The sequence below is a fragment of the Bradyrhizobium sp. CCH5-F6 genome (assembly GCF_001556045.1).
Lineage (GTDB): Bacteria > Pseudomonadota > Alphaproteobacteria > Rhizobiales > Xanthobacteraceae > Bradyrhizobium.
Genome location: NZ_LSIC01000200.1, coordinates 43559 through 58358, shown reverse-complemented (window position 1 = coordinate 58358; position 14800 = coordinate 43559). Strand labels below are relative to the sequence as shown.

The 14800-nt window shown below is 66.7% G+C and carries 13 protein-coding genes; 5 read left to right on the top strand and 8 right to left on the bottom strand.

Annotation, left to right across the window (positions count from 1 at the left end; translation table 11 throughout):
- Positions 1–1542: 1542 nt before the first annotated feature.
- The 4 genes from AX729_RS39220 to AX729_RS35260 form a co-directional block, all read right to left on the bottom strand.
- On the bottom strand, positions 1543–1881 hold the full coding sequence (locus tag AX729_RS39220; protein WP_082770620.1) for a hypothetical protein: 339 nt from the start codon (positions 1879–1881) through the stop codon (positions 1543–1545).
- A 172-nt stretch (positions 1882–2053) separates the two neighbouring features.
- Positions 2054–2824 carry a sulfite exporter TauE/SafE family protein gene (locus AX729_RS35270; protein WP_061029097.1) on the bottom strand — a complete coding sequence of 257 codons (771 nt, stop codon included), beginning with the start codon at positions 2822–2824 and terminating at the stop codon, positions 2054–2056.
- 104 nt (positions 2825–2928) lie between these two features.
- Positions 2929–3216, bottom strand: a complete 288-nt coding sequence (locus tag AX729_RS35265; protein ID WP_061029095.1) for an antibiotic biosynthesis monooxygenase — start codon at positions 3214–3216, stop codon at positions 2929–2931.
- 11 nt (positions 3217–3227) lie between these two features.
- On the bottom strand, positions 3228–3530 hold the full coding sequence (locus AX729_RS35260; protein ID WP_061029093.1) for a monooxygenase: 303 nt from the start codon (positions 3528–3530) through the stop codon (positions 3228–3230).
- A gap of 121 nt (positions 3531–3651) precedes the next feature.
- Between AX729_RS35260 and AX729_RS35255 the strand changes: the two genes are divergently transcribed.
- Positions 3652–4608, top strand: a complete 957-nt coding sequence (locus tag AX729_RS35255) for a LysR family transcriptional regulator (RefSeq protein ID WP_061029091.1) — start codon at positions 3652–3654, stop codon at positions 4606–4608.
- An 83-nt stretch (positions 4609–4691) separates the two neighbouring features.
- On the opposite strand, the gene AX729_RS35250 is transcribed toward AX729_RS35255, so the two are convergent.
- From AX729_RS35250 to AX729_RS35235, 4 genes are read right to left on the bottom strand one after another with little or no spacing between them, the layout of a single operon-like run.
- Positions 4692–5948 (bottom strand): CCA tRNA nucleotidyltransferase, encoded by a 1257-nt coding sequence (locus AX729_RS35250; RefSeq protein WP_061029089.1) that lies wholly within the window; start codon positions 5946–5948, stop codon positions 4692–4694.
- A 10-nt stretch (positions 5949–5958) separates the two neighbouring features.
- Positions 5959–6222 carry a DUF6111 family protein gene (locus tag AX729_RS35245; protein ID WP_061029086.1) on the bottom strand — a complete coding sequence of 88 codons (264 nt, stop codon included), beginning with the start codon at positions 6220–6222 and terminating at the stop codon, positions 5959–5961.
- Positions 6219–6890: a CoA pyrophosphatase gene (locus AX729_RS35240; protein WP_061029084.1), complete on the bottom strand. Its 672-nt coding sequence runs from the start codon at positions 6888–6890 to the stop codon at positions 6219–6221. The genes AX729_RS35245 and AX729_RS35240 overlap by 4 nt, the downstream gene beginning before the upstream one ends.
- Positions 6887–7498 carry a DUF1285 domain-containing protein gene (locus AX729_RS35235; RefSeq protein ID WP_061029082.1) on the bottom strand — a complete coding sequence of 204 codons (612 nt, stop codon included), beginning with the start codon at positions 7496–7498 and terminating at the stop codon, positions 6887–6889. Before AX729_RS35235 ends, AX729_RS35240 begins: the two co-directional genes overlap by 4 nt.
- 272 nt (positions 7499–7770) lie before the next feature.
- Here AX729_RS35235 and AX729_RS35230 point away from each other — a divergent pair, with 272 nt between their 5' ends.
- Genes AX729_RS35230 through AX729_RS35215 form a run of 4 tightly spaced genes read left to right on the top strand, consistent with a single transcriptional unit; the run spans position 7771 to position 14594 of the window.
- On the top strand, positions 7771–8769 hold the full coding sequence (locus tag AX729_RS35230; protein ID WP_061029079.1) for an AAA family ATPase: 999 nt from the start codon (positions 7771–7773) through the stop codon (positions 8767–8769).
- On the top strand, positions 8769–9713 hold the full coding sequence (locus AX729_RS35225; protein WP_061029077.1) for a DUF58 domain-containing protein: 945 nt from the start codon (positions 8769–8771) through the stop codon (positions 9711–9713). Before AX729_RS35230 ends, AX729_RS35225 begins: the two co-directional genes overlap by 1 nt.
- Complete coding sequence (locus tag AX729_RS35220) at positions 9710–12523, top strand: DUF4159 domain-containing protein (RefSeq protein WP_061029075.1); 2814 nt, start codon at positions 9710–9712, stop codon at positions 12521–12523. Before AX729_RS35225 ends, AX729_RS35220 begins: the two co-directional genes overlap by 4 nt.
- A gap of 7 nt (positions 12524–12530) precedes the next feature.
- A complete protein-coding gene (locus AX729_RS35215) occupies positions 12531–14594 on the top strand; it encodes a hypothetical protein (protein ID WP_061029074.1) in 2064 nt (687 codons plus the stop codon).
- Positions 14595–14800 lie beyond the last annotated feature (206 nt).

Below are 14800 nucleotides of genomic sequence, written 5' to 3'. Positions count from 1 at the left end.
CGGGTGCGATGTGCCGGCACATGATAGCAGCCATGTCCGTTACCGGACAGACCTACGAGGGCGGAACCTGATGCAAATGACGAAAAAACGCTGGTTGCCGTCGGCGCACATATCCGGTCGCCCTTCGGACGTCTTCGATTTCGTCGGACATTCGCAAAGGGTCACGGCTGCTCGGCTGCCACGCGCAAAAACGCCGCCCGCTTGAAATGAAGCGCAGGCGGCGGGTTACCAGCCCCGGGAGGGTGAGAGTAAAATCCCGATAAGGATTAGTCGCGGCGCGGCGTGGTGAAGTTCATCACATCGGGCTCAGGCGAGACAAGATTTGTCGCTCGCTGGATCAATCGTCATCGCCTGACGTCTTCGAGCGATCGACGCGGACTGTCCTGAATTCCTTCGGCCCATCAAGCAGGCGCCGTTTTCTCGTCGATTGGTCCCTGGAACTCGCGGAACTGTCGGCCCTGTCATCCAATACCGGCCCGGCCAGGTGAATGGCACGCGTTCGTTGTCGGACCACTCGGCCACCTTTCGCATTTTCTTTCGTCATTGGATGGCCCTCTGAACTGTGGAGCACGACGTTCAGGAGCACGCCGCGGTCGGTGTCACTCAGCAACCGCGGCAAATATTCTTCAGCTTTGCGGCGGTCCGGGTTTCTTCCGCGAGAAATGGATCCTTGTCGCGTGACGACAGGTCCATGCTGGCTTCGGCAGGCTTCCCTGTTCTCGGAGGGAATGCCGCATCGTAACAGGAGAGGCGCGCGTTGGCGCTTTCGATCGAACGGCAGTTCGGCTCCGCGGCAAAAGCTGCTGGCGTGGATGCGCCCAGTGCCGATGCCAGCAAAAGCGCCGCGGTCCATGTGCCTGTTCGAACCACCATGCTGGAAGACTCCATCGCTATCTGGTCTTGCTCGCCCAGGTGGGACGCTCGCCGGTCCAGGCCGGAAGGGCATCCCATTCGGACCAACGCATCCGGCGCTCCTCGTCTCCGACCCTCACGAAGACAAAGGGAGCGTCGTCCCGCCCCGTTTTCGAACCAACGAAAATTGCGGGAACGCCGTAGGCATCCCTGATGATTGCCGTATTTGCCAATGTCGGCTCCTGTCCCGGCTCGCGTCGGCTGCAACAGCGCCCGCGCGAGCCTCTTTGGCGCATGGGGATGAACGGCCTACTTCATAGAACAGCGACGACCGCGATCAGCAGTGCGAGGAAGATCGGTACCAACAAGGGTGGTACGAGCCACTCACGAACGTCGAATCTGTCGGGACCTGACATCTGACCGCCTTCACCAGGGTTAAGGCGGGAGCACGCAAAGCTCTCAGTCACCGATAACAGCCACGTAGCGCGCGGTGATGCCGGCGGTGTACCACTCCTCTCGCGAACTAGCGAGGCCAATGTTGGCCGATCGTCGATTGCGACGCGTCCTCGCTTCCGGTGAACGAGCGGCGCCAATTTTGGCGCTTGGCAGGACATGTTCCCGCTATTTGCGCGGGCTCAAGAACCCGCTCCGGATCCCGACGACACGCACCGTGTCCTCAAAAGGCAGGCGCTATTTGCGAGACGACGCCATCCCAGCGCGCAAGCGGTGGCAGATACCTTCAAGTTGAGTCTGCACATTCTCGACGTTGATGAACGCGCTATCCGCGCGCCCCCGTTCCGGGGTTCCGAAAACGCAGGCATCGCGGACCGCTTTGGAGCGCATCAGCCTTTCGCGGCAACTCGCAGCCCTGAGCTCGGCAAATTCCAGATCCGCAACGTCGAAACGGAGCTTTTCGCCCTCGGCCACGAGCAACGTCGTGACGACGCTCCGATCGTGGGGACTGAGATCATGCCGGTACAGAAGACCGATGTAATGATCTATGTTTGCCCGCGCGACATATTGGTGCATGGCGCCAGCTCCCTTGGCGGAACAGGATACCACCGATGAAGCCGGGCCGCGAGAACAATCGCCATGATCACGGCAAGAACCCAGACCCAGAGAGATTCCGGTTTGCGAACCCGACTGTATGGGGAAGGGAGACTGAGCCGATCCTCGCGCGACCGTACCGAACCGGCGCCCTCTACCCGACGAGCTGCCGCGCGGCAGCCGAGATCATCACCACCCCGCCGGTGACGACGGCAACGTCGAGGATCGCGGCGTGGATGTGCACCGGCATCCGCTCGACGAAGGCTTTTGCGACAAATGCTCCGGGGATCGCAATTGCTCCGATCAGCAGCGCGAAGGCGAGCACCTGCACCGTCACCGCGCCGGCGAGGCCGAACACCGAGATCTTGATGAGGCCGGTGCCGAGCGAGATCATCGCATCGGTCGCGATCACCGCGGCGCCTTCGAGCCCCGCAGCCATCAGCAGCGACAGCAGGATCACGCCGGAGCCGGAGGTGCCGCCGACCAGGACGCCGTAGCCGACAGAGCCGGCGGCAAGGCCGGCGTCACCGATCCGTACCCTTCGGCGGCGGAGCATGCGACGCAGCGGCACGCTCAGGATCAGCATGGTGCCGATCACGAGCGCGGCGCCCGCATTGGTCAGCCGCGTATAGCCGTAGGCGCCGAGCGCCGTGGTGAGCGCCGCACAGGCGAGCACGATCAGCGCGCGGCGACGATCGGCGTAGCGCAGGTAAGCGATTGCGCGGCTGAGATTGGTGAAGATCGCGGAGATCGCGATGATCGGCACCACCGGCTCGGCACCGACCAGCGGCACCAGCACCAAGGGCATCAGGGCGCCGGTGCCGTAACCGGCGAGACCGCCGATGACCGAAGCAAACAACGCCATCGTTGCGACCAGCAGGAGCTGTGGAAGCGAGATGTCGGCGAAGCCTGAGACGATGGTCAATTTTTCTGATCGCGGCTGATTTGCGGCCTCGTCTAGGGGAGAATCCGCGGCAAGGCAACCGCCGGCGAGGCACGCGGCAGGCGAACTGGCTGCCGCGTCCAGCGTCATGCGGCGAACCGGCCCGCCCTGATGACGGGGGTGAACCGCGGGCGGCCCTTGGCGCCGCCTTTGGCCATCGTCGCCGGCACCGAGGCGTCGGATCGAAAGGCGTCGCAGGCCGCTTCGTCCCGCCAGTCGATCAGGACGATGACCCTGTCCGAGCCATCCGATGCGAACAGCACTTCGGCGCCGAGGCTCCCATGCGCCTCCCGCTTGCTCCGGCCGTCCGTTGCGAAGATGGAAAGAAAGCGCGCGAGATCCTCGATCTCGACTTCGGCAATGGTCGTGTACATCGCTTACCCTCTCAGAGCGGCGCGCGCGTCGTGCGAGACAGCGGCAGATTGAGGCTGAAGGACGAGATGGCCGGGTCGGCCACGCCAAAGGCGGCGAGACGCGGCCGATGCTTGATCACATAGGCAGCGGCAGCTTCCGGCGTCTCGAACAGATAGACGCCCCCCGAGCGGCCCGCGCTGCGGTTCTCGCCCCAGAGCTTCCAGATGAGCCCGGGCTGGGCCGCGATGTCGTCCGCAAGATCGCGGCAGGCGATTTCAAGATCTTCGCCCCACGGCCCATCAAACGCGAAGTCGAATTGCAGCAATGTCCTCATGTGGTACCTCTTGAGTTCGCAACGGCCCGGTCGGGCGCGCGCAGCGGTCTATGTCGCCGTCACGCTTGCGAGAATTCACCGCTTGGTAGGATCGATGCTGACTGGGAGTGTGGAATAGGCCATGGATACGCTGAGCAGCATGCGTGTTTTCGTGCGGGTGGTTGAGCTCGGCGGCTTCAACGCGGCGGCCCGTGCCTGCGCGATGTCGGCCGCGATGGTGGCCAAGCATGTCGGTCATCTCGAGGCGCGCACCGGAGCCCGGCTTCTGGACAGAACCACCCGGTCGGTCCGGCCGACGCCGGAGGGGCAACTCTATCTCGACAAGGTGATCGCGATCCTCGAAGCCGTCGACGAGGCGGAGGGCACCGTGGGGGCGGAGAACCGGGAGTCGCGTGGGACGCTCCGCGTGACGGCGCCGGTCGAGCTCGGCCAGGACCACCTGGCGCCGCTGCTCGTCGATTTCATGTCGCGGCATCCCGGCATTGCCGTCGTCGCCGACCTGACGAACCGCCCGGTGGATCTCGTGCAAGAAGGCTTCGACATGGCGATCCGGGTCGCACCGTCGCTCGACACCGCGCTGATCGGACGCAAGCTCGCGACGACCCACTTTCGCGTCGTGGCAAGCGCGGACTTCCTGGCCCGACATGGCGTTCCCGACACGCCCGAGATGCTCTCGGCCCTGCCCGCGCTGACCTTCTCGCAGCCCGCACCTCGTCTCGATTGGTCTTGGCGCCGGCGTGAGATGCACGGCAAGGTCAGAATGACCGCCCGGCTCGCCTCGACCAGCGCCGATACGTTGCGCAAGGCGGCGGTTGCGGGGCTTGGCGTCTCGTGGCTTCCGTCATTTGTCTGCGGCAAGGACATCGAGGCGGGCCTGCTGGTCCCGATCCTGGAGGACTGCGACTGGGGCAGCCTCGGCGTGCATGTCCTGTACCCGCACCGGCGTTTCGTACCGAGCCGGCTCCGCCTCTTCATCGACTTCCTTGCAGAGAGCCTCGGTGATGATCCCTCGGGGGACCCGTGGGCGCCCCGGGCCGAAGACCGCCGCGTTATGCGTGCAGTAGTGCGGTCGGCCTAGCTGGGCCAGCCGACCATCCGGCTGGCGTTGGCGAAGATCCTCAAGACCGCGGTCATCATTACCGCGAGGCTCGGCACCGAAGGTTACGTGTTCCGATCGCGGCTGATGCGTGCCGCAGCTTGATCGGCGATGGAAGCGAGCGCGGCTTGCTCCAGTGGAAAGTCCGCCGCCAGCCAAGCATCCTCGGCGAGCGTCAACACGTGGCCGAGCGCGGGTCCTTCCGCCAGACCGCGCGCAATGAAATCGGCGGCCTTCAACGGGAATTTCGGCGCGGTCCAGCGTTGCGGCAGCTCGGCAAGCGCCCGCCAGCGCGACGAGGTGACGTCGCCGCCGTGCCGCGCCCAGCCCAGCAACACGCGATCGTGATAGCGCTCGGCACCGAGCCGGTAGAGCAGCCGCCGTGCATTGGCGTCGTCCTTGGTGGCCAGACGCCACCAGCGATGGCCCATCGAATCCAGCGCCTTGGCCTCGGCGTTGGAGAGCCGCAAGCGCGCGGCGACGCGCTTGGCGTCTTCGGTGACGGCGACCGTCAGCGCGGCGAGGCGCCGCGTGCTGCTCGCGGTGAGGCCGAGCTCGCGCTCGATCGCGATCATCGTCGAAAACGGACCGGTATAGGCGACGCCGCCGATCAGTGATTGCAGCAATCCGCCCTCGGCCATGGCCAGCACGGCCCCGGCTGCACCGCCGGCCACGAGCAATTTCAGCATCTCCATGCGCACCCGCTCGGCCGAGAGGCTCGCCAGGCCCGCGCGGCCGCGGATGCAGGCGAGATAGCCATCGCGGTCGGGATCGCCGGCACCGAAGGCGGCGTGAATGCGGAAGAAGCGCAGGATACGCAGATAATCCTCGGCGATGCGCTGGTCGGGATCGCCGATGAAGCGCACGCGCCGGGCTCTCGCATCGGCGATACCGCCGACGTGGTCGTAGACGACACCGCGCGCATCGGCCGACAAGCCGTTCATGGTGAAGTCGCGCCGCTCGGCATCCCTCACCCAGTCGCGGCCGAACGCGACCTTGGCCTTGCGGCCGAAGGTCTCGGTGTCCTCGCGCAGCGTCGTGACTTCATAGGGATGCCCGTCGATCACCAGCGTGACGGTGCCGTGGTCGATGCCGGTCGGCACGCTCTTGATGCCGGCCGCCTTGGCGCGCCGCATCACCTCATCCGGCAGCGCCGTGGTCGCGATGTCGATGTCGCCGGGCAAGAGACCAAGCAGCGCATTGCGGACGGCGCCCCCGACCACGCGCGCCTCCTCGCCATCAGTGCCCAGCAGTTCGAGGACACGCGCGGTCCCGCCTGCGGTCAGCCAGGGCGCATGGGCAAGCAACTGCTCCGCGCTCATCGGTCGGCCCCTATTTTTCCGTGCCCGGCACGAGCTTGCCGTTCTCGATATGGGCGGGAACGTAGGTCGAATCCGGCGGCGCGCCGGAGAAATGCGCAAGGCCGATCAGGCCTGCGATGACAAGCACGATCGCCACCAGCGCGAGGCGCGCGACGATCGCGACCGGCCAGGAGGATCGCGCGAACAGGCCGGATCGGGTGGCCGCCAGGAACAGCGCATAGACGGTGAAGGGGATGAGGAAGATTCCGATCTCGGTCAGAACCGTCCGCATCATGATGAATAGATCCGTTCATAGAGCACACGCAGCATTCCGGCGGTCGCACCCCAGATGTAGCGCTCCGCGAACGGCATCGCGTAGTACGACCGCTCCATGCCGCGGAATTCCTTGCTGTGCACCTGGTGGTTCACCGGGTTCATCAAGAAGGATAGCGGCACCTCGAACGCATCATCAACCTCGGATTGGTTGATGGTGAGCTGAAAGCCCGGCCTGACCCTGGCGACCGTCGGCAGGATTCGGAAGCCGAAGCCGGTGCCGTAGAGATCGAGGTAGCCGAGCGGCTCGACGAAATCTCTGGACAGCCCGACCTCCTCCTCGGCCTCGCGCAGCGCCGCATCCAGCGGCGAGGAATCGGTCGCGTCGATCTTGCCGCCGGGAAACGCGATCTGGCCGGCATGGTCGTTGAGATGCGCCGAACGCTGAGTCAGCAGGATGGTGGGCTCGGGATGGTCCACCACCGCGATCAGGACCGCCGCCGGCCGCACCGGCTGCTCGCGCGCGATGATCTCGAGCATCTTGTCGGTGCCGGGATCGCCGGAGGCGGGGATGATGTTCGGATCGTAGAGGCCCGGCGGCACGTCGAAGCCGAGCTTCGCCCGCGAACGGGCGAAGAAATCCGCCGCGCCCAAGATGGCGGGATCGCTTCTGTTGATAGGCTTGTTCAAAGCGCGGCCCTCACCTGCTCCGCATCGGCCATGGCGAAGAATTCGCCGGCCGACTCGACACCGAACATCGGCCGGCCATCGACCATCCGCTCCTCACCCATGTCAACCAGATCGTAATAGAGCGCCCTCGTGACCTTGGCCCAGAGGTCGGCGCGGACGTGCAAATACGGCGTCAGCCCGCCATCCTGCGCCTGCTCGAACCGCAGCCGGTGCGCGGCATCGCAAGTGACCCAGTCATCGACATTGGTGCGGAAGCGCAGCACGCGCTGAGAGCCCTCGCCGTCCTTCTGCATCTCGACCGCCATGAACGGCGCATCGTCGACGCGGATGCCGACCTTCTCCACGGGCGTGACCAGGAAATGCTTGTCGCCCTCGCGCTTGAGGATGGTCGAAAACAGGCGGACCAAGGCAGGACGCCCGATTGGAGTTCCCAAGTAGAACCAAGTACCATCGGACGCGATTCGGATGTCGAGATCGCCGCAAAACGGCGGATTCCACAGATGCACCGGAGGCAGACCCTTTTTGGCGCCATCGGCATTGACAGCGCTTTTGGCGGCCGCAGTCAGCCCCTCGAGACCGCGATCGGCGCTCTGCCCTTGGTTCGCCATGGTTTGCCCTGACTCTGTGATTGGCACGATTGGTGCAGGTCTACGTTGTACTCGGGTGCGCGGTTCCATCCGGAATAGTCCGGTGTGGAGGTCGCCACTTCGTGATGCCGTACATACCCCGAAGCCGATAAGGTGGGGATAGGTTAATTCAACGAATACATGACCTTCGTGCAAGTCTAGCATAGGGCCCATGATCTGGCGTGATGACCCGGCGTGACGGTGCGGACGTGACGGTGCAAGCAAGCCGCGTGGCAGGCTGAAGGAGCGAGCGAATGGCGGAGAGTGTCGAGAAACTCGAGGACGGGATCGTCCGTTCGGCCGAGCAGGTGTCGAGCCAGATTCGCGCGGCCAAGGACGCGATCGCCTCCGTCATCTTCGGCCAGGATCGCGTGATCGAGAACACCCTCGTCACCATCCTCTCCGGCGGACATGCGCTCCTGATCGGCGTGCCGGGGCTCGCCAAGACCAAGCTGGTCGAGACGCTCGGCGTCACGCTCGGTCTCGATGCCAAGCGCATCCAGTTCACACCCGATTTGATGCCGTCGGACATTCTCGGCGCCGAGGTGCTGGACGAGAGCACCGCGGGCAAGCGCGCCTTCCGCTTCATTGCCGGTCCCGTGTTCGCGCAGCTGCTGATGGCCGACGAGATCAACCGCGCCAGCCCGCGCACGCAATCGGCATTGCTGCAGGCGATGCAGGAGCAGCACATCACCGTTGCCGGCGCGCGGCACGACCTGCCGAAGCCGTTCCACGTGCTGGCGACGCAGAACCCGCTGGAGCAGGAAGGCACCTATCCGCTGCCCGAAGCCCAGCTCGACCGCTTCCTCATGGAGATCGACGTCGACTATCCCGACCGCGATGCCGAGCGCCGCATCCTGTTCGAGACCACTGGCGCGGAGGAGACGCTGGCCAGGGGCTCGATGACCGCGGATGCGCTGATCACCGCGCAGCGACTGATCCGGCGCCTGCCGGTCGGCGATTCCGTCGTGGAGGCGATCCTGTCGCTGGTGCGCTCCGCCCGCCCCGGTCCGGACGCCGGCGAAGCCGGCAAATTGATCGCCTGGGGCCCCGGCCCGCGCGCCAGCCAATCGCTGATGCTGGCGGTGCGCGCCCGTGCGCTGATCGACGGACGCCTCGCGCCCTCGATCGACGACGTGCTCGACCTCGCCGAACCCGTGCTGAAGCACCGCATGGCGCTGACGTTCCAGGCGCGCGCGGAAGGCCGCACGATTGCGGACGTGATCCGGCAATTGAAGACACGGATCGGTTGATGGCAGCGGAGAACGGGCACGCGGCGAAGGAGACACTGGCGATCCGACGTGCCGATGGCGAAAGCCGCACGCTCGCCGCTTCGCTGCCGCGCCTGGTGCTCGAAGCCCGCCGCATCGCCGCCAACGTCATCCACGGCCTGCACGGCCGCCGTCGCGCCGGCTCCGGCGAAAATTTCTGGCAGTACCGCCGCTTCGTCTCGGGCGAGCCGTCGCAGAATGTCGACTGGCGCCGTTCGGCGCGTGACGACCATCTCTATGTCCGCGAGCTCGAATGGGAAGCCTCGCACACGGTCTGGATCTGGTCCGACCGCTCGCCCTCGATGGCTTTCGCTTCCAAGACCGCGCGCGAGTCCAAGCTCGAGCGGACGCTGATCGTCGCCTTCGCGCTGGCCGAGTTGCTGGTGGCCGGCGGCGAGCGCGTCGGCATTCCCGGGCTGTTGGCCCCGACCGCGAGCCGCAGCGTGATCGACAAGATGGCGCAGGCGATGCTGCATGACGATGCCGACCGCCTGAGCCTGCCGCCCTCCTTCGTGCCCGCGGCGCTGGCCGAGACGATCGTGCTGTCGGATTTCTGGTCGCCCATCGCGGAGATCAGGACGACGCTGGCGGGGCTCTCCGGCTCCGGCGCGCATGGCACGCTGGTGCAGGTCGTCGATCCCGCCGAGGAAAGCTTCCCCTATTCCGGCCGCGTCGAGTTCGTCGAGCCGGAAGGTTTCGGCGTGATCACCGCCGGCCGCGCCGAGAGCTGGGCGCAGGACTATACCGCGCGGCTCGCGCTGCATCGCGACCAGATCCGCGCCGAGACCAACAAGCTCGACTGGCTGTTCACGACGCACGCGACCGACCGCTCGGCCGCGGAGCTCCTGCTGTTCCTGCATGCCGGCATGCAGGTGAGCAAGTCGGGCGCCCGCACCACGACGATCAAGGCGGGGCCGGCCGCATGATGGGATTGCCGCTCGCCTTCACGCAACCGCTGCTGCTGATCGGCCTCGTCAGCCTGCCCGTGCTGTGGTGGCTCTTGCGCGTGATGCCGCCGCGGCCGCGCCGCATCGAGTTTCCGCCGACGCGGCTGCTGTTCGACATCGCACCCAGGGAAGAGACGCCTTCGCGGACGCCGTGGTGGCTGACGGCGCTCCGCCTGCTCGCCGCCGCGCTGGTGATCTTCGCCGCCGCCGGCCCGATCTGGAATCCGCAGACAGGCGCCGCCGGCAGCAAGGCGCCGCTGATGATCATGTTCGACGACGGCTGGAGCGCCGCATCGCACTGGGACGTCAGGATCCGGACCGCCGACGAGTTGATCGCCAACGCCGACAACGACCGCCGCGCCATTGCGCTGGTGCCGCTGTCGGAGCCGAACCGCGACATCACCCTGATGCCGGCGGGTGCGGCACGCGTCGCGCTGCGGCAGCTTTCGCCGAAGCCCCATTCGATCGATCGCGTCGAGACGCTGGCCGCGATCGACCGTTTCCTCAAAGTCACCGGCGACTGCGAGATCGCCTGGCTGTCCGACGGCGTCGACACCGGCCGCGGCGAGGACTTCGTGCAGGGCCTCGGCAAGACCATCGGCGATCGCAGCCTGACCATTTTCCAAGGCGGCACCTCCTCGCCGCTGGCGCTGGTCGCGGCAGAGAACGCAGCGGCGAAGATGACGGTGAAGGTGCTGCGCACCGACGGCGGCATCGCGGCCGGCACCGTGCGCGCGCTCGACCAGAAGGCCTCGCCGATCGGAGAAGCCCGCTATTCTTTCGGCCCGCAGGACAAGGAAACCGAAGCCGCGTTCGACCTGCCGGTCGAGCTGCGCAACGATATCAGCCGGCTCGAAATATCCGGCGAGCGCTCCGCCGGCGCGGTGCAGCTGCTCGACAAGCGCTGGCGTCGCCGCGCCATCGGCATCATCTCGGGCTCGACGAGCGAGACCGCGCAGCCGCTGCTGGCGCCGACCTTCTACCTCACCCGCGCGCTGGCGCCGTTCGCCGACGTCCGGCTCGCCGACAAGGGCTCACCGCAGCAGGGCATCACCCAGTTCCTCGACCAGAAGCTGCCGATGATCATCCTCGCCGATGTCGGCACCATCTCCCCTGAAGTCCGCGAGCGCCTCAATGCCTGGATCGACCAGGGCGGCGTGCTGGTGCGGTTCGCAGGGCCGAGGCTCGCGCAGGCCGAGGACGACCTCGTGCCCGTCAAGCTGCGCAAGGGCGGCCGCACGCTGGGCGGCAGCCTGACATGGGAGAAGCCGCAGCATCTCGCCTCGTTCGCGGCCGACGGTCCGTTTGCCGGCGTCGCGGTCCCCAAGGACGTCACCGTGAGCCGCCAGGTGCTGGCCGAGCCCGACGCGGTGCTCGCCACCAAGAGCTGGGCCTCGCTCGAAGACGGCACGCCGCTGGTGACCGGCGAGCAACGCGGCAAGGGCCTCGTCAGCCTGTTCCACGTCAGCGCCGACATGCGCTGGTCGGATCTGCCGATGTCGGGCATCTTCGTCGAAATGCTGCGGCGGGTCGTCGACATGTCCGGCTACACCGCCAAGCCCGGCGCCGGCGTCGCCAGCGAAGCGACCACCGAGACGGTGGCGCCGCTGCACATCCTCGACGGTTTCGGCGCGTTCGGCCCACCGCCCGCCACCGCAAAGCCGCTGCCCGCGGACTATCGCGACCGCGCCACACCCGATCATCCGCCGGGCTTCTATGGTCCGGCAGAAGGACCGCTTGCCGTGAACACGCTTGCTGCCGCCGACCGCATCGCGGCCCTGAACACCGCCAGCCTTCGCGCCCGGCACGCCACTTACACCAATTCCGAGCCGCGCGACTTGCGCGGCTGGCTGCTGTCGACGGCGCTCGCGCTGTTCCTGATCGACGCCATCATCGTCGCGGTGCTCGGCGGCGGAATTGCCGCGCTGCTGCGCCGCCGCGCTGCGCCGGCCATGATCGTGTTCGCCCTGGTGCTTGCAGGCCTGATGTCGTTTGCGCCGACGCCGGCGCGCGCCGACAGCGCCGCGGACGAGTTCGCGATGAAGGCGGTGTCGCAGACCCGCCTCGCCTATGTCGTGACGGGCAATGCCGACGTCGATTCGATCGTCAAAGCGGGCATGAACGGGCTGACGCTGTTCCTGGCCCAGCGCACGGCGCTCGAGGCCGGCGATCCCGTCGGCATCGATCCCGCGCGCGACGAGCTCGCCTTCTTCCCGCTGATCTACTGGCCGATCGTACCGGGCGCGCCGAAGCCACCGCAGGACGCCATCAACAAGATCGACGCCTACATGAAGCAGGGCGGCACCGTGCTGTTCGACACCCGCGACGCGATCGAGGCACCACCCGGCGCGAACGGGGCGTCGCAGACCCCGGGCATGCAGACGCTGCGCGAGATACTTTCCTCGCTCGACGTGCCCGAACTCGAGCCGGTCCCGCGCGAGCACGTGCTGACCAAGACCTTCTATCTGCTGCGCGACTTCCCCGGCCGCTTCACCGCCGGCCAGACCTGGGTCGAGACCTTGCCGCGCGAAGACGACGACGACAGTGCGCAGCGGCCGGCGCGCGGCGGCGACGGCGTCTCGCCGATCATCATCACCTCGAACGATCTCGCCGGCGCCTGGGCCTTGCGGCCCGACGGACAAGCCATGCTGCCGGTGACCGGCGGCGACGCCCGCCAGCGCGAATTCGCCTACCGCGCGGGCGCCAACATCGTGATGTACACGCTGACCGGCAACTACAAGGCCGACCAGGTGCACGCTCCGGCGCTGATCGAACGGCTGGGGCAATAGGACCGACATGAATTACGGCATTGCGTTCACACCGCTTGTTCCCGCGATCGTCCTGTGGCTCGCGCTGGCAGCGATCGTCGTCATCGCGCTCGTGCTGCTGCTTGCACGCGCGCGCGGCGCTGCGGTGCGCGTGGCCGCGCTCGCGCTGTTCCTGCTGGCGCTCGCCAATCCCTCCTTCACCCGCGAGGACCGCGATCCCCTCACCTCGGTCGCGGCCGTCGTCGTCGACAAGAGCCCGAGCCAGAATTTCGGCAACCGCAATCGTGAGGCAGCCCAGGCCCAGGAGGCGCTGGTCGACAGCCTGAAGAAGATCAAAGGCCTCGAAGTCCGCGTCGTCGAGGCCGGACAAGCCGACGGCGAGACCGACGGCACGAAACTGTTCGGCGCCCTCGCCTCCGCATTGGCGGACGTGCCGGTCGACCGCGTCGCCGGCGCCTTCCTGATCACCGACGGCCGCGTGCACGACATCCCCGCGAATGCCGCCGGGCTCGGCTTCCAGGCGCCGGTGCACGCGCTGATCACCGGACAGAAGGACGAGCGCGACCGCCGCATCGCGATCACGGCAGCGCCGCGCTTCGGCATCGTCGGGCAGACCCAGACCATCAGCTACCGGCTCGACGACCAGGGCGTCTCCGGCGAGCGCGCCAGGGTCACGGTCCGCCGCGACGGCGAGGTCATCAACGAGCGCACGCTGTCGAGCGGCCAGGCCGCCAGCGTCGACGTCGACATCAAGCATGCCGGCCCGAACATCGTCGAGATCGAGGCCTCGCCGCTCGAACGCGAATTGACGCCGGTGAACAACCGCGCCGTCGTCGCCATCGACGGCGTGCGCGACAAGCTGCGCGTGCTGCTGGTCTCGGGCGAGCCGCATTCGGGCGAGCGAACCTGGCGCAATCTCTTGAAGTCCGACGCCAGCGTCGACCTCGTGCATTTCACCATTCTGCGGCCGCCGGAGAAGCAGGACGGCACGCCGATCAACGAATTGTCGCTGATCGCGTTTCCGACCCGCGAATTGTTCCAGCAGAAGATCAACGAATTCCAGCTGATCATCTTCGACCGCTACGCCCGCCAGGGCGTGCTCCCGATCGCCTATTTCGACAACATCGCGCGCTATGTGCGCGGCGGCGGCGCGGTGCTGGTCTCCGCCGGTCCCGACTACGCCTCCAACACCAGCATCTGGCGCACGCCGCTGGATTCGGTGCTGCCGGCAGAACCGGTCGGCGTGACGGAAAAGCCTTTCTATGCGCATCTGTCGGACGTCGGCAAACGCCATCCCGTCACGCGCGGGCTGGAGGGCTCGGGATCCGAGCCGCCGCGCTGGAGTCGATTCTTCCGCACGGTCGATACGCGCAACGCGGTCAATCCGCCCGTGATGACCGGCGTCGACGGCAAGCCGCTGCTGTTCTTGTCGCGTTTCGGCGAGGGACGCGTCGCACTGCTGCTCTCCGACCACATCTGGCTGTGGGCGCGCGGGTATGAGGGCGGAGGGCCGCATCTCGATCTGCTCAGGCGGACGTCACACTGGCTGATGAAGCAACCTGATCTCGACGAAGAAGCGCTGCGCCTCCAGGTGCAGGGCAAGGATCTCGTCGTGGTGCGTCAGACCATGGCGGACAGCGTCCAGCCGGTGAGCGTGACTTCGCCATCGGGCGTGTCGCACGATATGACGCTGGCGTCTGCCGATCCCGGCGAATGGCGCGCCAGCCTGCCGGCGAACGAGCTCGGCCTGTGGCAGGCCACCGACGGCACGCTGAAGGCGCTGATCAATGTCGGCCCGACCAATCCGAGGGAGTTTTCGGAAGTCACCTCCACCACCGAGGCCCTGAAGCCGCTGACCCTGGCGACTGGCGGCAATGCCGTGCGCGTGGTCGACGGCACGAGCGTCGAGCTGCCGCGCATCCTGCCGGTGCGCTCGGTGGGCGTCTTCCACGGCGATGGCTGGATGGGCGTGCGGATGCGCGACGCCAGCGTGGTGAAGGGCGTCGGCGTGCTGCCGATCTTCGCCGGCCTGGTCGGTCTGTTGCTGCTGCTCGGCGCCTTCGCCGCGACCTGGGTTCGCGAGGGGCGCTAAAGCGCGATGCGATTGGGATGAATCGTCATCGCGCTTTAGGTTGTTGTTTAAGCATGATCTTTTCGGAAAACCGCTGCGCACTTTTCCGGATCATGCTTAGTTGCCCGAACGACACATCGGACAGGCCGAGTGCATGCGCAGCCCCGGCCCACCGTTGACATCCGCAGACCGAACGAGCGATGTTACATTATAACGTCGCGGCATCA